Source organism: Streptomyces rugosispiralis, from assembly GCF_024505145.1.
GTDB classification, from domain to species: domain Bacteria; phylum Actinomycetota; class Actinomycetes; order Streptomycetales; family Streptomycetaceae; genus Streptomyces; species Streptomyces rugosispiralis.
On sequence record NZ_JANIAA010000001.1, the window covers coordinates 20951 to 39738 of the forward strand.

The window sequence follows — 18788 nt, forward strand, 5'->3', positions numbered from 1 at the left end:
TACGTCGGACCAGGAGAAAAATGAGCAGCACCCAGAAGTTCGCCATCGCGGGGATCAATTGTCGGCTTCCCGGTGATCGTGACGTGGGAAAGTACTGGTCGAATCTCAAGGCGGACACGGAGAGCATTACCACGTGGTCGCTGGAAGAGTTGATCACTCCCCGGGAGGCGGAGGTCCGGGATCCTCAGCACCGGCTGTTCCTGGAGTCCGCGCACACCGCGTTGGAGGACGCCGGCTACGATCCGTTCCCGTCGCGGTCCACATGGCGTACCACTCGCTGATGAACGGCGAATATATCGAGGCCCACGGCACCGGCATCATCGTGGGAGACCCGATCGAGGTCACCGCGCTCGGCGAGATGTTCACCGCGCACGGCATCACCCCCGAGTCCCGCAGCCTGATCGACTCGCTCAAGGGCAACACCGGCCATATGGGCCCGGCCGCAGGCGTCGACCCGCGCTCCGTACAGCGAGCCGAAGACCTCGCAGATCGGCCAGGTGCTTGTCGAGTACCTATGCGGGGAGCCCTGTCCGCGTCTTGCGGAATTCCGGCAGTACGGCTCAACAGGGCCTGTGCACTGGCCGGTTGTTGCCGTCCACTCGCTGCCAACCGCGGACTCTGGCCGGGGTCACGCCGCCCCTGCCAGAGTCCGCCAGTGTCATCCGGCCGTTTGGCAGTCCGCACTCGACGGAGGAACTTATGACGACCGCGCCCGCAGGCAGCACCGCCGGCGTGTCCACCGACTGGCGGATCACACCGGAATTCGCCTTCACCGACGAGGAGTCCGCGGCGCTCGCCGAGGCAATCGGGACGGTGATGGCCAATCCGTACCGCCTCTACGACGCCCACGCGTTCCAGATAGGCCGACTGATCGAGGACGGCGTCGTACCCGAGCGCTTCCGCTCGTACGTATCCGGCCTCGCGGGCCGTGACCGGCACAAGGAGCCGGCCGTCGTCCTGAAGAACGTCCCCTACGACCGCGACGTACCGGTCTTCGACTTCGACGAGCCCGTGAAGTCGAAGTACGAGCTGAAGCGGACCTTCGTCGCGGAGGGCTTCCTCGCCCTCTTCGCCCAGCTCGCGGGCACCCCGCCGATCGGATACTTGAACATCAACGACGGCGACGTCTTCCAGGACATCTACCCCAAGCGCTCCATGCAGTCGACCCAGTCGCAGAAGGCGCTCGACGCGATCCACTTCCACAAGGACCTGGCCAACCACTTCGTCCGCCCCGACCAGGTGTACATGGTGGGCATGCGCAGCAACCCGGAGAACGAGGTGTACACCTCCTTCGTCCGTAACATCGACGTCATCGCGGCCTTCGCCGAGGAGGAACTGGAACTGCTGCGCAGCCCGCAGTTCTACACGCCTTTCGATGACCTGACCGTGATGGGCGGCACCCTGGAGCTGGGCGAGGCCGACCGTCACCCGATCATCGGCGGCGAGGACGACCTGCGCTACTTCGAGAACCGCACGATCGGCGTGACCGACGACGCCCGGGCGATCGTGCCCAAGGTCTCCGCGACCCTGCACGCCCTCAAGCAGCGCGTGTTCATCGAGCCCGGCGACTTCGTGATCACATACAACAACCACACCGTGCACGCCAAGGAGGTGGTGAAGGTGCGCAAGCCGGAAGAGCTGTGCAGCCGGTGGATCATCAAGACGGTCAACGTCGACGATTTGGAGCCGCACGCCCAGCACTTCATGCCGGGCACCCGTCACCTCGTGAATGGCTGACACCCCCGCCCGATCATGGTGTGCGCCGCACGGCGGCCGCGTGTGCGACTTCCGGCCGCACGACGCCGACGGAACCCGTGCGGTCCCGCCGGCGGCCACCTCGTCGCCGCGCTCCCCCGTGCGGCATGCCCTCTGCTGGTCCTGGGACCCGGGACGCTGGACGGGCCCGCCGTGGGGGCACTCGTCGCCCTCGCGCAGACCGAGGTGCTGCCGGTGATCGCCCTCGGTGTGATCCCGCCGTTGCTGCGCCCCCGCCATCCACTGCCGCTCGGGCGGCCGACGTCGGAACCGGGAGAGGAACCGGCCGCGCCCCCCGGCCGCCGGAGCGGCCGCACCGTACGCCACCGGGCGGCAGCCGCCCCGGCGGCAACCCCCACGCTGCACCGCGGCACTTCCCGCACTCGCTGTTTCCCACGGCTCGCCGCCTGCCCGCGGGCCCAGTCGACTGTTCCGATCCCCGTGACAGGGAGTGACAACCATGCCGACCCCGCATCTCGCCACCCTGGTCGAAACGGCCGCCCGTACCCACTCCGGGGCCATCGCGATGGAAGACGCCGGACGCACCCGCGGCTACGGGGAGCTGCTGTCGGACGCGCGGGCCATCGCCGCCGACATCGTCGCCGCCCGGGTGCGCTCCGTCGCGGTCACCGGGGAACGGAGCGCCGCGCTGATCACCACCGTGGTGGCCACTGTCCTGGCCGACGTCCGTCTGGTGCTCATCGACCAGGCGCTGCCCGAGGCACGGCGGACCGCGATGGTGAAGGAGAGCGGCGCGGAACTGGTGTTGACGGCCGAGCCGGGCGACGGCGGCATCTCGGCCGAACCGGCACCCGGTGCCGGCCCCGCTGGAGCCGAGGCCCGCCCCGGCTACATCTTCTTCACCTCCGGCACCACCTCCACCCCCAAGGCGGTCGACGGGCGGTGGGCCGGTATCGCGCACTTCACCACCTGGCAGCGGGACACCTTCGGTATCGGCCCCGGCGACCGCTTCGCCCAGCTCACCGGCCTGTCCTTCGACGTCGTCCTGCGGGACCTGTTCACCCCGCTGGTCTCGGGCGCCACCATCTGCGTCCCGCCGCGTGACGTGGCCACCGCCGTCGGCGGCGTGCCCCGCTGGCTGGAGACGGCCGGAATCACCGTCGTCCACACCGTGCCGTCGCTCGCCGCCCGCTGGACCTCGGTCCCGCGGGACGACCGATCCGCCGGCGACGCGCTACGGTTGACCTTCTTCGCGGGCGAGCCGCTGCCCGCGGCCGCCGTCACCGGATGGCGCGAGCGGTTCGGCGCCACCCAGGTCGTCAACCTCTACGGCCCCACGGAGACCACCCTGGCCAAGTTCTGGCAGGACGTCACCGAGCCCGTGCCCGGGGTCCAGCCGGTCGGCCGACCGTTGCCCGGCACCCACGCGGCCCTGGTCGACGGCGAGGTCTGGATCAGCACCCCGTACTCCACACGCGGGTATCTCAACGCCCCCGGCGAGCAGGCCGACCGCTTCGTCGGCCCGCCCGCCGGGACCGCCGACGCCGTCTTCGGTGAGGAGCCGGCCGACGCCGGCGCCGGGGCCGTCTGGTACCGCACCGGCGACCTTGGCCGGCTCGGCGAGCACGGCGAGCTCAACCTCTTGGGCCGCTCCGACTTCCAGGTCAAGATCGACGGCAACCGGGTCGAGCCCGAGGGCATCGCCGCCGCGCTGCGCGAGCACCCGGCCGTGCGTGACGCCGTGGTTGTCGCCCACCGGCGTTCCGACGGCGCGGTGCGCCTGGTATGCCACTACGCGGCGGACGCCGGCGACGGGGACGAGGCGGAGCTACGTCGCTGGGCCGGCGAACGGCTGCCCGCGGCCCACGTCCCGTCCACTCTGTACCGGCTCGACGAGCTGCCCCTCACCGCCAACGGGAAGGTGGACCGAACCTCCCTGCCCGAGCCCCGCACGCCAGCCACCGATGTGCCCGACGAGAGCCGGGAGGGCCTCACCCAGTCGGTCACCGAGGTCTTCCGCTCCGTGCTGCCCGACGCGCCCGACCGCTCCGACGCCGACTTCTTCCGGCACGGCGGCTCGTCGCTCGACGCGGCCGATCTGTCCGTGCGGCTGCTCGCCGCGACGGGTCGGCGGCTGGAGATGAGCGAGATCTACCAGTTGCGCACCCCGCGTGCGATGGCCGAGGCGCTCCGCGACCGCCCCTTGGACAGTCAGGGCGGCATCCCGCGCGGCACCCACCCGGACCGCACCGGGCTCTCCCCGCAGCAACGCCGCTACCGCAGCGTCTATCTGCCCAGGGTCAACCGCTCATGGAGCAACATGCCCGCCCTGTTCGCGCTCCCCGACGGTACCGGCGCCGCCGCCGTCGAGCAGGCGCTGCGGACCGTGATCGACCGGCACGAGAGCCTGCGGGCCGGCTTCACCCCCGCCGACGCCGCGGCGGACGCCGAAGGACCACTGACCCTCCATCAAGACTTCACCCCGGCAGGCGCGTTGATTTTCACGGTGGCGACCGTCGATCTGCGCACCCTGCCGGAGAGCGAGCAGAGCGCACGGATGGAGGAGCTGCGGATCGCGGAGGCGAACACCCCGATCGAGATCGGCCGGGCCCCGCTCTTCCGGGCCACGCTGCTGCTGCACCACGGGGACCGGGCGACGCTGCTCTGGAACGTCCACCACATGGTCTCGGACGGGTACAGCCAGCGCCTGCTGCACCAGGAGCTGACCCATCTGCTCGGCGGCGTGCCGGAGCGCCTGCCGGAGCTGCCCATCGGCTACCGCGACTACATCGCCTGGCGCGAGCGGCTCGCCACCGATTCCGGTGCCCGCGAACCCCACCGCCGGTACTGGCAGGAGGTGTTCGCCGAGCCGTACGAGCGGCCGCTGCTCCCGGCCCGTGCCGAGACCGAGGACGCGGCACGGGGCATCGCCCACCAGTTCCCGGTGCCGGACGATCTGCGCGCCGAGGTGGCCGCCTTCTGCCGCGAGCACGGCACCACGGCGTTTTCCGTCTACTTCGCCGCGTACACGCTGATGGCGCACGATCTCTACGAGCGCGACGACCTGGTGATCGGGACCCCGGCCGCCGGCCGCACCCGGCCCGAGTTCCAGCACCTGATCGGAAACTTCATCTCGCTGGTCGGCATCCGGAACCGGCGCGACGGGGCCGTCGGCTTCCCCGCGCTCGTCCGTGCGCTCCAGGAGGTCACGGTGCGGGCGATGGAGCACCAGGACTACCAGTACGACGAGGTCATGGCCGACATCGGCGCCGCGCCGGACGACGACCGCTTCCCGCTCACCACGGTCTTCATCTCTCTGGTGGAGGTCCCCGCCGGCCAGGCCCCGGGCCTTCGGACGCCGTCCCACCGCGACCTGGGCTGCGAGGTCAAGTTCGACCTGATGGGCTATCTGCGGCGGGCCGGCGACATGGTCGCCCTCGATCTGCACACCCGTCAGGGGCTGCTCTCAGCGGACCGGCTGGAAGCCCTGGCCGGGACGTTCCTGAACCACCTCCGTACCGGCCTCAAGGAGGGCTGACATGACGCACGCCGTCCTGGTCTGCTCCGCGGTGCGCATCCCGTCGCCCCGTCTGCTGGACCATCCGCTGATCGACCGGCTCAGCGTCGTCACCGAGCACGGGCATGCCGCCCGCTACCCCGAGGGTGTCGCCGTCGAGACCGTCGGCTCCATCCGTGACGTCGACGAGGTGCTGGCCGCCGCCTGGCGCATCGCCGGCCGGTGCCCGATCGACGGGGTACTCGCCCCGTACGAGGTGGGGCTGCCCGCCGCCGGGTACGTGCGCACTGTCCTCGGCCTGACCGGCCCGGACCTCCACACCGTCACGCTTTTCACCAACAAGCACGTGATGAAGCAGCGGCTCTCCCGGGCCGGTCTCGACCTGATGCCGTTCGCCGGTGCCCACAGCGATGCGCAGGTTCGGGCCCGCGCCGAGGAGTTCGGCTGGCCCGTTGTGGTCAAGCCCGCCTACGGCGGCGGCAGCAAGGATGTCGCCGTCGTCGCGGACGCCGCCGAACTGGACGCCTGGCTCGCTGCCGGCGGCGGCCTCCGGCCCGACAACCCCACCGCCGTCGTCGAACGGCCGGCGAAGGTCCTCACCGAGTACCACTGCGACGGTGTCGTGGCCGACGGCCAGGTGCGGTTCGTCGTCACCTCGTGCTACCTCGAACCCGTCCTCGGCAGCATCGGGCGGGGCTACGGCACGTACCAACTGCCGCCCGACCACCCAGGGCACCTGGCAGTGGCCGAGCTGCATGCCACCGCCGTCGCGGCACTCGGGCTGCGGTCCGGTGTGACCCACCTGGAGGTCTTCGCCACCCCGGACGGGCTGCGCGTCTCCGAGATCGCCTGTCGCCCCGGCGGCGGCGCGATCCCCGCCGCCATCGAGCTGCGGCACGGCGTGAACATGCTCGACGCGTGCGTCCGCACCTCACTGGGCCTGCCTGCGTTCCCGGACAGCGCCCCGGCCCCCACGCATCCCGACGCCCGCTACCTGGGGCACTGTGGGCTGGCGCTGCGGCCCGGCGTCATCACCGAGATAACCTCGGAGCAGGAACTGGCCCAGCTCCCCGGCGTCCTCCGTGCCGGTCTGCTCCGCGGGGTCGGCGACGAGATCGCCGGACACATCTACTCCGCCTCGGCGGCCGGTTACGTACACGTGGGTGCCGACACCGAGCAGGAGGTACGTGACCGGCTCGCGGCGGTCCGTGCCCGTTACCGGATTCGAACCCGCCCAGCGGGCGCCCCGACGGAACCCCGTGTGACCGAATCCCGGGCGGCCTCACTCCAGGAACCCTCCTCATGAGCGCCGCTCCGCCCCGCGGCCTCCACGGTGTCACCCACGTCATGGTCGGCTACGGCGCCCAGCTGATGGCGGAGGTGGACCGGCTGCTGCCCGCCGCGAGCGTGCTGATCGTGGAGGAGCCGCATGTCGTCAAGGCCCGTGACGTACACCGGGCGGCGGCCGAGCACCCCTGCGTCGCCGGGGTGCTCAGCGCCGCCACCCAGGACGAGGCGCGGGCCCACGCGCTCGCCTGGAGCGTGCCGCGCCCGCCGGACGTGCGCGCGGTGGTGCCGGCCCTCGAGTATGGAGTGGTCGCCGCCGCCACCCTCGCCACCGCCTGGGGGCTGCCCGGCGGCGGTGCCGGGGCCGCCCGCATCCTGCGCAACAAGCTGGAGCTGCGCCGCGCCGCCGCCCGCCGGGGCATCACCCAGCCGGAGTTCGCCGAGGCCACCGGACCCGCCGACGTCGATGCCCTGCGCGCCCGGTTCGACGGCAGCTGTGTCCTCAAGCCGGCCAACCGCCAGGCAAGTCTGGGGGTGGTGTTGCTCGGCCCCGGGGACGACACCGAGGCGGCCTGGCGGCACACCGTCGCGGCCGACGAGCCCCGGCTGCGCGTGCACTACGCCGACGCCGCCCAGTACCTGGTCGAGCAGCGTCTGCACGGCCCCGAGGTCAGTGTGGAGGCCCTGGTCCACGACGGCGTCATCGGCTTCCTCAACGTCACAGCCAAGCAGGTGCTGCCCGGCCGCTATCCGGTCGAGCTGGGCCACACCGTGCCCGCCCCCGCCGACGAGCCGGGCGGGGCGGCGCGAGAGGCGCTGAGCGTCGCGATGGCCGAACTCGTCGACGCCATCGGCTTCTCCACCGGCATCCTGCACGCGGAGTGGGTGCTTACCAGCGACCGTCCACATCTGATCGAGTGCGCGGGCCGCCTCCCCGGCGACCACATCCCCGCCCTCATCGACCTGGCGTACGGCGGCGACGGGCTGGTGGCCGACCTCTTTGCTCTTCTCGCAGGGGACGGACCGCGCCCGGCGCGCGTCGCCCGGCGGGGCGCCGCGATCCGCTTCCTGCCCACTCCCGATCCGGACGTGCCGGAGGCCGTGGTGCGGTCCGTCATCGGCATCGCAGAAGCCGAACGGCTCGACGGCGTACGGGACGTGGCGGTGGCCCTGGTGGAGGGCGCCCGGGTGAACGAGGTGACCAACTCCTGGCAGCGGGGCGGGCACGTCGTCGCCACCGGCCCCACGCCGTCCGAGGCGGCCCGTACGGCGGAGCGTGCGGCGGCGCTGGTCGCCATCACGGTCGGCCCGCGCACCGGGGGCGAGCAATGAGCGGAGCAGAGCCGAAGAGGGACGGTTCCGGTGTGGTCCGCCGTGTCGTACGGGAGTATCTGCCGGGCAGCCATGCGGGCCGGGTCTTCGCCTTCTCCACGCTGTTGAGCGCGTTCGGTACCGGTATGTTCCTGGCCGGGTCCGCGGTGTTCTTCACCCGTCAGGCCGGGCTCAGCGCCGCCCAACTCGGTGCGGGGCTCTCCATTGCCGCCGCCGTCGGCCTGGTCGCCCTGCTACCGCTGGGGGCGGTGGCCGACCGGGCCGGCGCCCGTCCGGCCTTGGTCGGCGCGCTGCTCTGGCGGGCCCTGTGCTTTGTCGCCCTCGCCTTCGTCCAGGGGCCGATCGCGTTCACCCTCGCCGCCGCCTGCCAGGCGGCCGCCCAGAACATCACCGGCCCCGTCACCCAGGCCCTGGTCGGCACCCTCTCCGAGGAGGGGGACCGGACCCGGATGATGGCCGTGGTGCGGACCGTGCGCAACATCGGCTTCTCACTCGGCGCGCTGGCCGCCGCACCGCTGCTGCTCACGGACAGCACCTGGCTCCATCGCGGCGTGCTGCTGGGCAACGCGCTCGCCTTCGTCGCCTCCGCCGTGCTGCTGGCCCGACTGCGGCTCGCTGCGCCAGGCCGGGCGGTCACGGTGCGCAACCCACTTGCCGCCTTCGGCGCTGTCCGCGACTGGCGGTATCTCTGCCTCACCGCCCTTAACTCGGTCCTCGCCCTGCACATGACGCTGCTGGCGGTGGGGTTGCCGCTCTGGGTGACCCGGCACGAGGGGGCGCCGGACGCCCTCGTCCCCGTCATGATCTTCGTCAACACCGTGCTGGCGGTGGCCTTCCAGGTGCCGTTCGCACGGCGCGTCACCGATCCCCGCAGTGGTGCCCGTGCCTTGCGGTGGACGGGGCTCGCCCTCGCCGGATGCGCCGCGCTGCTCGCCGTGCCCGCCGCGGCCCCGCCCGCCGTCGCGATCGGCGCCGTGCTGTTCGCCTGCGTCGCGCTCACGGCCGGCGAACTCTGGCAAGCCGCCGGAGGCTGGGAGCTCTCCTACGCCTACGCCCCCGAGGACCGCCGGAACGTCTATCTGTCGCTGTTCAGCCTCGGCAACTCGGCACAGGACATGGCCGGTCCGCTGCTCGTCGCGGCGGTGGTGCTGCCCCTGGGCGCCCTCGGCTGGTTCATGCTCGCCGCACTCTTCGTCGTCGCGGCGCTGCTGGCAAGCCTGGTCGTCCCGCTGCTCGACCGCCGTCCCTCGCCCGGCACCCCCACCGCTGAGGCGGCGGCCACCACCCACACCCCAGGATGACCGCCATGACGACCCCGTACGCTCCGGCCCAGCTTCCGCACACCGTGCGCGCTGCGGACACCCCCGGCGAACTTCCGACCTGGCAACGGCTCGCTGCCGACGCGTCGTTCTACTGCGGCACTGACTGGCTGGAGTTCAGCGACACCGACCACATCGCGCTCGCTCGCTACTTCACGGCGCACACGCCGACGGGAGATCCGTCCGCCGGCCTGATCGCCCACTGGTCACCCCAGGAGAACAACGAACGGTACGTCCCGGAACGGGTGCTCCCCACTCCTCTGGCCGACAAGGCGCTGATCATCGGCGGGCGGCGCGGTTACCTCAGCGGCCCGCTCCTCGCCCCAGGTCTCTCCGCCGCCGGACAGGGCGGCGCCCTCGACACATTGCTGGAGGCGGCCACCGCCTGGTGCCCTCAGACCGAGGGCCGCTGGTGGTGGCCCTACCTGACGACCGACAGCGCCGCCACCGTCCGCGCCGCGCTGACCGCCGCCGGACGGGGGCCGATCGCCACCCAACTGCTCAGCGCCGACTGCGTGATCGCCGTCCCCGAGGGCGGCCTCGACGCGCACATCGCCGCCCTTCCGACCAAGCAGCGTCGTACGAACGCCCGTCGCGAGCTGCGGGCCTTCGCCGAGAGTGGCCTGTGTATCGTCCGTACGACGCTTGCCGGGCAGGCCGACGCACTGGGCCCGCTCCTTGCCAACGTCCAGCAGCGGTACGGCCACGACCACAGCGCCGAGCAGATGACGTCTCTGCTGCGGCGGCAGGCCGAGCATCTTCAGGATGCTTCCGTGGTCTTCCTGTGCCTCGCGCCCGGCGACGACCGGCCGGTAGGTTTCTGCCTCGCCTACCGGCACGGCCGTGAACTGGCCGTCCGCCTCGTCGGATTCGACTACGACCGCCTGCCGGGCGCGGCCGAGTACGCGCATCTCGCCGTCTACGAGCCGGTCCGATACTGTCAGGAGAACGGTCTGGCGCGCGTCGAACTCGGCATGGAGTCCCTCGAGGCCAAGTGCCGCCGAGGCGCGGCCGTCCGCCCGCTCTGGGCCCTGCACCCCGCCGGTGCCGCCCCCGACCCGGAGGCCCAGGCGGCCCGGCGCGACGCCCTCGCGGCCGCTCTGCCCGCCCGCGAGAGCGCCCACTTCCGAGCCGAGATGGACAAGGCCTACATCTGACCGCCCCGGGAAAGGTCCCGCGGCCAACGCCTTGCCTTCCTACGCCTCCTGCCGATGAGCGACAGAGACAAGGGCCGAGATCCTCGTACTCCGGCACCAACTGCTCGTCCGCCAGCGCCAGGTCGGCAAACCGACCCTCACCGACAGCGACCGCGCCATCCTCGCCGGCCTGCTCCACCAGCTCCCAAAGACAGACGGCGGCACCTTCTGCTGTTGGTCCGCCCCGACACAGTCTTGCGCTGGCATCGCGACCTGATCAGGCGACGCCATGCAACGACCTGCGTACCCAAGTGACGCGGACGCCTTTCTCCGCAGCCAGGCCAAGGCTCTTCTCGCCTGCGATCTGTTCGAAGTCCGCACTCCGACGGGGCGCGCCCGTACATCTTCGCCGTCGTCGAGCACACCACCCGTCGCATCCGGATCCTCGGCGCCACCGCACACCCCACGGTGGAGTGGATCGTGCAGCTCGGACGAAGCGCGACGATCTCGGACCGGCCTGGCCTGCTTGGACCCTCGGTGGGCGGGAGACCGCCCCCGCCTGCTCAGCGATGACGACGAGGGCTTCGTCATCCAGACGGCCTCCACTCGCCCGACCAGGCTCGGCCAGCCTTCCACCCGCGGGTCGCTGCGCGAACTCGTCGCCTACCTGCGGAAAGTCCACGGCCGGGTGATACCCATCGGCCACGAGGTGTTACGTGGCCTCCTCGCCCGCCGCGGTTTCACCTTCCAGCGCACCAAGACATGGAAGGAATCCACCGACCCGGACCGCGAGGCGAAGCTGGACCGGATCGAGGAGGTCCTTGGCCGCTTCCCCGACCGTGTCTTCGCCTTCGACGAATTCGGCCCGCCCGGAACCCGGTCCAACCGCAGGCTCGTGCTGGGCGGGACGGAAACATCCCGACCGGCTGCCGACCACCTACCACCGCCCCCGTACGGCGGGGGAACCTCAGTCCGTCGGGTTGTGCCGCGCGAGGGTCGGCTTGGAACCGTCGGAACGCTGCAGGAACACCACGGCAGTCACCAGCACCGCTGCCCCGGCCGTTTGTACCAGGGTGATCGTCTGGCCTAGCCAGGCCCAGGCCAGCACGGCGCCGAAGAGCGGTTCAAGGGAGATGGTGACTGCGCCGGCTTGTGCTCCGACGCGGGCCGTGCCCCAGGCGTAGAGCAGGAACGGCACGAGCGTGCCGAATACGCCGATAACGCAGGCGCCGACCAGGAGCACCGGGCGGTGGAACAGTTCGGGCATCCCTCGGTAGCTCTGGAAGAGCAGCCACGCTCCGCTGGCCACTACGAAGGCCCAGGTGTTTGCTGTCAACGCTCCGCAGGCCCGGGTCGCATGGCTACCGAAGTAGGAGAACGCGGCTATGCCTGCCGCAGCGAGCAGGCCCAAGCCGAGGCCCGGCAGGTCGATCTCGCCCAGCGAGGTGGACGGCAGCTCTACGACGCAGGCCACACCGGCGAGAGCGGCGACCAGCCCGGCGATCACCCGGGCTGACGGCGCCCGACGGGTGGACACGAGCACCGACATGACGACGAGCGCGGGGGCAAGGTTCTGGAGTACGAGCGCCACCGCCACGGGCAGCCGCTGGATGGCGAGAAACAACCCGGCGTTGGCTACCGAGATCGACAATCCGAAGCCGGCTACCAGTCGCCAGGGCACGGGGATGCGTTCTCGTCGGGGGGACGTCGGCGGTGACCTGCGGGCAAGGAGAAGGGCGGCGAGACCGGCGAGGGTGATCCAGGTGCGGACCGCGACGGCCTCCAGAGGGTCCGCGCCCTGTGCGAAGAGTTTGCCGGCGAAAGTTCCCCCCAGCCCCCACAGTGCGGCTGCGAGGACCACTGCGAGCATGCCTGTCTGCCGTAACAGCGATCCGCGCAGTTGGCCCAGGCGGCCGGGATGCTCGTTGTGTTCCTTCACATGAGACACATCTGCACTCCGAGGATTCGCCGGGAACCAGAACTCGCCGGGGCTGGATCATGACCCCAGGTGCCGGACGCCCAGGGGGCGAGGGGCGTCATCACTTCCAGGTGTGTAACCTACAAAGTGATTAGCCGGTTAGTCAATCAGTCGGCAGGAGGTACTGGTGAAACGACAAGAGGCTCCGCAGCCCTTGGAACTCGTCCGACAGTTCATCAACACATTCGACTCGGAGAGGCACACGGACAGCTTGGAGACGGTGGAACTAGCCCGCGCCTGGCTGACGAACCACGGGTTCCCCGGCGAACTCACCATCGTGGACGAGCCCGTCAGGCAACGGATCGTCGACTTCCGAGAGGCGTTGCGCTCCCTGGCCCGCGTCAACTCTGCACCCGACGGCCGGGTAGACCAGGCCGCGCTGCGAGTGCTGGAGGACGCCATCCAGGACTCGGGCGTGCACCTTGGCTTCCACACCGACGGAAGGCCCGACCTGGTCCCTGAGACGGACACCGGTATCGAGGGTGTACTCGGGCGCTATACGGCGATCGTAGGGCTCGCCGCCTTCGATGGTTCTTGGCGCCGGATGAAGATCTGCCTCGCCCATGACTGCCAGTGGGCGTTCTACGACCACTCCAAGAACCGGTCGGGCACATGGTGCCAGATGTCCGAGTGCGGCAACCGCTCCAAAGTCCGGGCGTACCGCGCCCGTCACGCCGGCTGAGCGCACCTGCCGGAGCCCGGACAGTGGACGTGGACCCGGCCCCACTCCAGAAAGCGCGTCAGGCCGACCGGGCGGCAAGCTTTTCGATGAATTCTTCGCGATTGACGACGGCACGCCTGTGCACACCGCGCAGGACTGCGCCGTGGCTGTCGCGGCCTTCCACGGAGAAGGTGAGCTTCTTTCCGTCGATGCCGGTCAGCGTGGCGGTAATGGTGACGGTGTCGCCAGTGAGCGTGGGGGCGAGATGCGCCGAGTCGTGGGCCAGCCCCACGGTCATCGCCGAGGCAAGGACCACGCTCTCGATCACCTTCATTGCGGTGATCTCGCTCAGCCACAAGAGGACCGGAGTGGACAGCACATTGAGGTCGTTACCCCAGTTCTTCGCGGAGTCTTCGGCGGTGACGGTGTGCGTCAGCGTGGCCGATGTCCCGACCAGTGCGGAGAATTCGGCTCCCAGAATGGGGGTGGACATCATACTCCTTCGTTGTCGGTGGGACGTGGCGTCAGGCCGTGGCTGAGATAGCAAGTCTGCGCATCTGGTTGAAGACGTTCTTACGCTGCATCTCCGCGGTTCCGCCGGCGATTACGGTGCCCAGGGCATCCCTGAAGGCCCGAGCATGCGGACCTTCCATGTAGCCGAGGTGTCCGTAAACGCGCAGCGCGGTCTCGGTGCCGAGCTTCAGCGTCTCGCCGGCGTGGTACTTGGCGACGGAGCACATCAAAGATGCCTGCGGTGAGTTCTGCATGAGCGCGTCCAGCGCGCCGTAGGAGACCCATCGCGTCGCCTCAATGGCGAACTTCGCGTCCGTGATGCGCCCCTGGACGTACTGGTGGTCAGCGATCGGCACCTTGAAGGCATGCCTCCGGGACGTGTAATCGAGCACCTCATCGAGCAGCGGGTCGAGGTAGGCGGCGGCCAGTACTCCATACAGCAGACGGTCCAAGGAGATGGTGTTGTAGATGGCCTCGATGCCGCCCCCGATAGCGCCGACTATGTTCTTCGTCTCCACCGCGACGCTGTCCAGCGCGATGGGGCCGGTGGGGCTCGTGCGGTTGCCCATCATGTCCTCGACCGGCCCCTGCTGAACGCCCCTGTCCTTCAGATCAACCATGAACAGGGTGATGTCGTGCTCCCCGCGCTCGGGAACGCGGCCGAGGATCAGCGCCACATCCGCGACGGGGCCGTTCGTGATGTGATCCTTGTGGCCCGTCAGCAGGTAGCGGCCTTCCACTCGGGTGGCCGAGGTCGCGATACGGGTGACGTCCGACCCACCGGTGGTCTCGGTGAGGGCAGTCGCTCCGACATCTCCGCCGAGCAGTCGCGGAAGCCAGTAGCCCTTCTGCTCCTCATCACCGTAGATCAGCAGCGAGCGGATCAGCCCGGCCTGAGCCACCATGGAGAGGCAGAAACCAATGTCACGCCCACCTGAAGCGATACCTTCGAACGCAGCGACGAAGTCCCACCAAGTGCCCCCGTTTCCGCCCCACTCGACAGGAACCGCCAGCCGCCACATCCCGGCGTCGCTCAGCTCCTGCCAGGAATCGCGGTCCAGGCGACCTTCCTTGAGGCACCCCTCGGCACGCCTGGCCACTGTTTCGGCAGCCAGATTCCGGAAGTGGGCACGCAGATCGGTGTCAGAAAAGTGATGAATCATTGTGTTGTGTCCTTGTCGAGACGGAGGACGTGCGGGGAGAGTAGGTCCGGCCTGCCGACCGGGTGCGGCGGTAGCGGTCAGCAACCCGAGGACAGCAGTTGACTCGCGTCGGCTACGGGTGCAGCGGGTGACAGACGGGTCAGGGCGCGGTCAAGCCGTACGGCGAGCTCGTCCAGCTCGGCGTCAGTCGAGACCAGAGGAGGCGCCACCATGACCGACTCAAGGGCGGGCGTCACCCCTGACGGGTACAGCAGCAAGCCCTCGCGACGGGCAGCCTCGACAAGGTCCAGGGACGTTCCCGGAAATCGCGAAGCATCGCTATGAAGACCAAGGGCCATCTGCATCCCCACACCCCGGACATCGCTGATCACCCGGTGTCGCTGTCGCAGGCCCTGCAGAAGCTCGTGCAGACGCTCACCAGCCTCGGCGGCGTGTGCCGGGACATCATGGGCTTTCAGATATTCCACGACGGCCAGACCAGCGGCTGCGGACAGTGGCGTACCCGCCATGGTGTGCCCGAACAACACAGTACCGAGCGGCTGTCCGGCGGCGTCGGCGACTTTGTCGGATGCCAAGAGCGCTGCGATCGGTGCGAATCCTGCGGAAATTCCCTTGCCCAGGACGATGACGTCAGGGGTGATGCCGGCGTGCTCACACCCGAACCACCGGCCGGTCCGCCCCAGGCCGGACATGACTTCGTCGGCGATGAGAAGGAACTGGTGCTGGTCGGCCAGTTCCCGCAGTCGGCGCAGGGTCTCCGGGGCAGTCGGGACTGCCCCGGAAGAGGCTCCGCCGACTGGTTCGATCAGCACGGCGCTCAGGTTGGCCGGACCGATGCGCTCGATCGCTGCCTCCCAGTCGTGGACGCCGGCGCGCAGTGAGCCGTGCTTCGGCCGCACCCGCGAGACCGTGGCCTGATTGGCGAGCAGTGGCGTGAGGTCCCGTCGCCGTAGCGGATGCCCGGAGGCTCCCAGGGCGCCGGCGGTCATGCCGTGGTAGCTGGGTTCCTCCGTGAGGACCGTGCACTTGAACGGACGATATGCGCGGGCGTGTATAAGCGTTGCGAGGCGCAACGCCATCTCGATGGCTTCCGAGCCCGAGTTGCAGTATTCAACGTGTCTGAGATCACCCGGTGCGAGTTCCACCAACAGCTCCGTAAGCCGCATCAGCGGCTGGGAGCGGAACTGCGTCCGGTACGCGTAGCATGCCCGATCGATCTGCTCGTGCATGCGGGAGGTGACTTCCGGCACGGAGTGCCCGAGATTGACGTTGATCGCGCCGGAGCAGCCGTCGAGATACTCGAGTCCTTCCTGGTCATAGACGTACACACCGGTGGCATGACTGACAACGGGCAGCATGAGTCGGATTCCTCACGTTCATTCCAGCCGACACGGGGAGAAGGCCCAAGTCGAAGTGGCTGTTTGTCCAGGGGAAGTGAAGGCAGTAGCCGACGCGCCAGAAGAGATAGTGACCGCGGCGGGCGGCCATGGCGGTCAGTACCAGGTCAGCACTGTGGCTGCCGCAGTCATACCCCCGCCCACGGCCGCGAGGAGCACTCGCTCGCCACGTCGAAGCGGCCGACGGGCGTGATCGCGTGCGAGGGTCAGGGGAATGGAGGCTGCGGCCGTGTTGCCGAGCGTTGGCGCGGTTACCGCCAGCCGGTCCCGCTCGACGCCCATCGCCTCGGCGAGGCTGTGCACCAGACGGGTGTTTCCTTGATGGAACACGACCCGGTCGATGACCTCGATGCTCATACCAGCCTGTTCCAGAGCTTGTTGAGCCGCCTTGGGGACGAATTGCAGCCCCCAGTCGCGGACCGCTCGCCCCTCCATACGGAAGAAGTGCTCGCCTGCCTGTAAGCGTTCAGCGGTGAGCGGTCGCCGGGTTCCCCCGGCCTCCACCCGCACGAGGGATGCAGCCTCGCCATCGGTGATCAGCGAAGCACCCTGGATGCCATAACCCTCGGGAACCCTGCCGAGCAGAACGGCACCTGCCCCATCACCGAAAAGGCTCACGGTGCGCCGGTCGCCGCGGTCCATGATGGACGAATACTTATCGGCGCCTATCACCAGGGCGTAGTCAGCGCCAACGCGCGTGGCCATCAATGCCTCCGCGACGGTCAGCCCGTACAAGAAACCGGAGCACACCGCATTTACGTCGAATGATGGCACCTGCTTCAGTCCGAGCCGACGCTGCACAAAACTCGCCGTCGCCGGTTGCGGCTGATCCGGGGTGGCTGTCGCCAGCACGAGAGCCCCCACCGAATCGGCCACTCCGGGGTTTGTCAGTAGCGGCAGAGCCGCACGCGTGGCCAACTCCGACGTGGAAACATCCTCCTCAGCATAGCGCCGTTCGGCTATCCCCGTCCGCGATTCGATCCACGCCTCTTCGGTAACCGCCCATCGCCCGATCTGTTCGTTATCCACGACGAGAGGCGGGACATATCCGCCAATAGAAACGATCCCAATGGGCACAGATTCCTCCTCATACGCTTGCCAAGTGAGCACCCGGCGCACCCATGAAAGCCGCCCAGCCCCTAAAGGCCTCTGCGAAGGTCTTCGCCAGGTTCTCCGTGGCGGCGTCCAGAGCGGCATCGGTCCGCGCAGACAGAGGGAACAGTTGCCACGGACGGGTGGCTGCCACCGGTCGGCGCCTTCGGCAGCTCGACATCGGCGTCGGCGAACGCGGCCTCCATCAGAGCGCGCCGGCCGCGTACCGAAGATGGTGCCGTCGGCTTCGTGGTCGAACGGTCGGCGGTGGCCGGACTTGGAGTAGATCCCGCCCTCGGCCGACCAGGTTGTTGGCTATTTCGGGATCGATGCCGGCATCGATCAAGTCTTCCAGCGACCACGTGGTAATGCTCTCGTGCCCGCCTTGAGATTCGACCAGTACTTTCCCACATCACGAGCACCGGGAAGCCGACATTTGATCCCCACGATGGCGAACTTCTGGGTGCTGCTCTTTTTTCTCCTGGTCCGACGTAGATGTGGGCACGGCGAAGTACCTCCCTCGACGGGGCGCACTCAGTCGGTTAACGGCAAAAAACAAGGTGCTGGTGCGGAGACTCAGCTGCGGCGGGAGCGGTTATCCGGCAGGGCCGGCTGACCGTCGCCGCCTTTATGGAAGGGGTGACCGAATCAACTGCGCTTGGGTCCAAAGACTATCGGCCGTAGGCAGGCCGCGCCTCGTCCGGTGCGGCCAAATCCGCAACATCGAATTGTTCGGGCCAGCCAGCGGTAATCGGCCTTCGGCCGCAGAGTTGTGCACCCGGTCGACTCTCGTGACGCGTACACAAAATCGACTGAAACACTCGGCGAACGCTGTCCACAGACAGCGGGACACGATTCTTCGGCACTTTTCGTAAAGTAAGACAACTGGCTAGCAGACACGGCGTTCGATTCACGTGAAATCTGCCGGGGTGATCGTATCGCCCCGGCGCCGCCACGGACTTGGGAGATGGCTCGAGCGGCACGACAGAGTTCATGGAGAAGTGGCCGGTGTTCGGCCGGTACGAGCAGGCGGCAGCCTGGGGCTGGCCACCGTGTTCGTGGCCGACCGGGCGCTTCCAGTCGCAAACGCTGTGCAGCCGACGGGTGTTGCAGAAGTCGGTGGTCCAGGTCGCGATCCGGATCCGGGCCTCGGCGCGGGTGGTGAAGGTGTGCTGGTGGACGTGCTCGGCCTTCAGCACGCTGTTCGAACGCCTCGCCGACGACGGTGCTGCCCCTATGGATGTCAAGCGGCGTCTCGGGCTGGTTCCGTGCGATTTGGCGGGGTGGTTTTGGACCCGTGCCTCACCAGCCTGATCCAGATCTTCGGCGAGACGAAGGCACCGCTGGGGGCGTCGAACTCCTCTGTTCAGGTGCCTGCGTCAAGCTGTGGTCACAGCCTGGAGGACCCCGCCAACGAGCGCTGGCAGCGATCGCGGGGGTCGTCAACGCCGGGGCGTGCTGCGGCATCCGGGAATTGTGTACGCGCGCCCATGGCTCCTGCGCACCCGTATCGGGAGCGCCGCCCGTGGTGTTCCGGGCATGGCGAACACGAGCATCTGGCTGAAAGTGCCATGAGGTGCACATGATACGGGCGGGTGTACGATCAATTCCGCCGCTGGCAGGGACGGCGCCCTGCTGCGGGCTTCACCGGATGGCAGCGCAAGCCCGGGTGCCGAC

At 69.2% G+C, this 18788-nt stretch carries 16 protein-coding genes and 2 pseudogenes; 12 read left to right on the forward strand and 6 right to left on the reverse strand.

Annotation, left to right across the window (positions count from 1 at the left end):
• The first annotated feature begins 20 nt into the window (after positions 1-20).
• From NP777_RS47545 to NP777_RS00135, 10 genes and pseudogenes are all read left to right on the forward strand, one after another.
• Positions 21-281, forward strand: a complete 261-nt coding sequence (locus tag NP777_RS47545) for a beta-ketoacyl synthase N-terminal-like domain-containing protein (RefSeq protein WP_305889209.1) — start codon at positions 21-23, stop codon at positions 279-281.
• Complete coding sequence (locus NP777_RS48395; protein WP_391858428.1) at positions 281-703, forward strand: hypothetical protein; 423 nt, start codon at positions 281-283, stop codon at positions 701-703. Before NP777_RS47545 ends, NP777_RS48395 begins: the two co-directional genes overlap by 1 nt.
• Positions 700-1737, forward strand: a complete 1038-nt coding sequence (locus NP777_RS00100) for a hypothetical protein (RefSeq protein ID WP_256647891.1) — start codon at positions 700-702, stop codon at positions 1735-1737. The genes NP777_RS48395 and NP777_RS00100 overlap by 4 nt, the downstream gene beginning before the upstream one ends.
• Before the next feature lie 478 nt (positions 1738-2215).
• Entirely contained in the window at positions 2216-5254 is a 3039-nt protein-coding gene (locus NP777_RS00105) for an amino acid adenylation domain-containing protein (RefSeq protein ID WP_256647892.1), read from the forward strand.
• A 1-nt stretch (position 5255) separates the two neighbouring features.
• Positions 5256-6539: an ATP-grasp domain-containing protein gene (locus NP777_RS00110; protein WP_256647893.1), complete on the forward strand. Its 1284-nt coding sequence runs from the start codon at positions 5256-5258 to the stop codon at positions 6537-6539.
• A complete protein-coding gene (locus tag NP777_RS00115) occupies positions 6536-7852 on the forward strand; it encodes an ATP-grasp domain-containing protein (RefSeq protein ID WP_182469853.1) in 1317 nt (438 codons plus the stop codon). The genes NP777_RS00110 and NP777_RS00115 overlap by 4 nt, the downstream gene beginning before the upstream one ends.
• Positions 7849-9153, forward strand: coding sequence for an MFS transporter (locus tag NP777_RS00120; RefSeq protein WP_256647894.1), 1305 nt, complete (start codon positions 7849-7851; stop codon positions 9151-9153). Before NP777_RS00115 ends, NP777_RS00120 begins: the two co-directional genes overlap by 4 nt.
• Positions 9154-9158: 5 nt before the next feature.
• Complete coding sequence (locus tag NP777_RS00125) at positions 9159-10328, forward strand: GNAT family N-acetyltransferase (protein ID WP_256647895.1); 1170 nt, start codon at positions 9159-9161, stop codon at positions 10326-10328.
• 48 nt (positions 10329-10376) lie between these two features.
• A pseudogene (locus NP777_RS00130) lies at positions 10377-10814 on the forward strand (integrase); the annotation flags it as partial.
• Positions 10807-11254, forward strand: a pseudogene (locus NP777_RS00135) (IS630 family transposase); the annotation flags it as partial. The pseudogenes NP777_RS00130 and NP777_RS00135, both read left to right, overlap by 8 nt.
• A 20-nt stretch (positions 11255-11274) precedes the next feature.
• On the opposite strand, the gene NP777_RS00140 reads toward NP777_RS00135, so the two are convergent.
• Positions 11275-12246, reverse strand: a complete 972-nt coding sequence (locus tag NP777_RS00140; protein WP_256647896.1) for an EamA family transporter — start codon at positions 12244-12246, stop codon at positions 11275-11277.
• A 166-nt stretch (positions 12247-12412) separates the two neighbouring features.
• On the opposite strand from NP777_RS00140, the gene NP777_RS00145 reads away from it, so the two are divergent.
• Positions 12413-12967, forward strand: coding sequence for a CGNR zinc finger domain-containing protein (locus NP777_RS00145; RefSeq protein WP_256647897.1), 555 nt, complete (start codon positions 12413-12415; stop codon positions 12965-12967).
• A 58-nt stretch (positions 12968-13025) separates the two neighbouring features.
• Here the strand turns inward: NP777_RS00145 and NP777_RS00150 are convergent, their stop codons facing one another.
• The 5 genes from NP777_RS00150 to NP777_RS48400 form a co-directional block, all read right to left on the reverse strand.
• Entirely contained in the window at positions 13026-13439 is a 414-nt protein-coding gene (locus tag NP777_RS00150) for a thioesterase family protein (protein ID WP_256647898.1), read from the reverse strand.
• 31 nt (positions 13440-13470) lie between these two features.
• Entirely contained in the window at positions 13471-14622 is a 1152-nt protein-coding gene (locus NP777_RS00155; protein ID WP_256647899.1) for an acyl-CoA dehydrogenase family protein, read from the reverse strand.
• Between the two features lie 77 nt (positions 14623-14699).
• On the reverse strand, positions 14700-15980 hold the full coding sequence (locus tag NP777_RS00160) for an aminotransferase class III-fold pyridoxal phosphate-dependent enzyme (protein ID WP_256647900.1): 1281 nt from the start codon (positions 15978-15980) through the stop codon (positions 14700-14702).
• Positions 15981-16115: 135 nt separating this feature from the next.
• Positions 16116-17096 carry a 3-oxoacyl-ACP synthase III family protein gene (locus tag NP777_RS00165; RefSeq protein ID WP_256647901.1) on the reverse strand — a complete coding sequence of 327 codons (981 nt, stop codon included), beginning with the start codon at positions 17094-17096 and terminating at the stop codon, positions 16116-16118.
• A gap of 357 nt (positions 17097-17453) precedes the next feature.
• Positions 17454-17645 carry a beta-ketoacyl synthase N-terminal-like domain-containing protein gene (locus NP777_RS48400; RefSeq protein WP_391858429.1) on the reverse strand — a complete coding sequence of 64 codons (192 nt, stop codon included), beginning with the start codon at positions 17643-17645 and terminating at the stop codon, positions 17454-17456.
• 459 nt (positions 17646-18104) lie between these two features.
• Between NP777_RS48400 and NP777_RS00170 the strand changes: the two genes are divergently transcribed.
• Positions 18105-18425 carry a hypothetical protein gene (locus tag NP777_RS00170; protein WP_256647902.1) on the forward strand — a complete coding sequence of 107 codons (321 nt, stop codon included), beginning with the start codon at positions 18105-18107 and terminating at the stop codon, positions 18423-18425.
• The last annotated feature ends 363 nt before the right edge of the window (positions 18426-18788 follow it).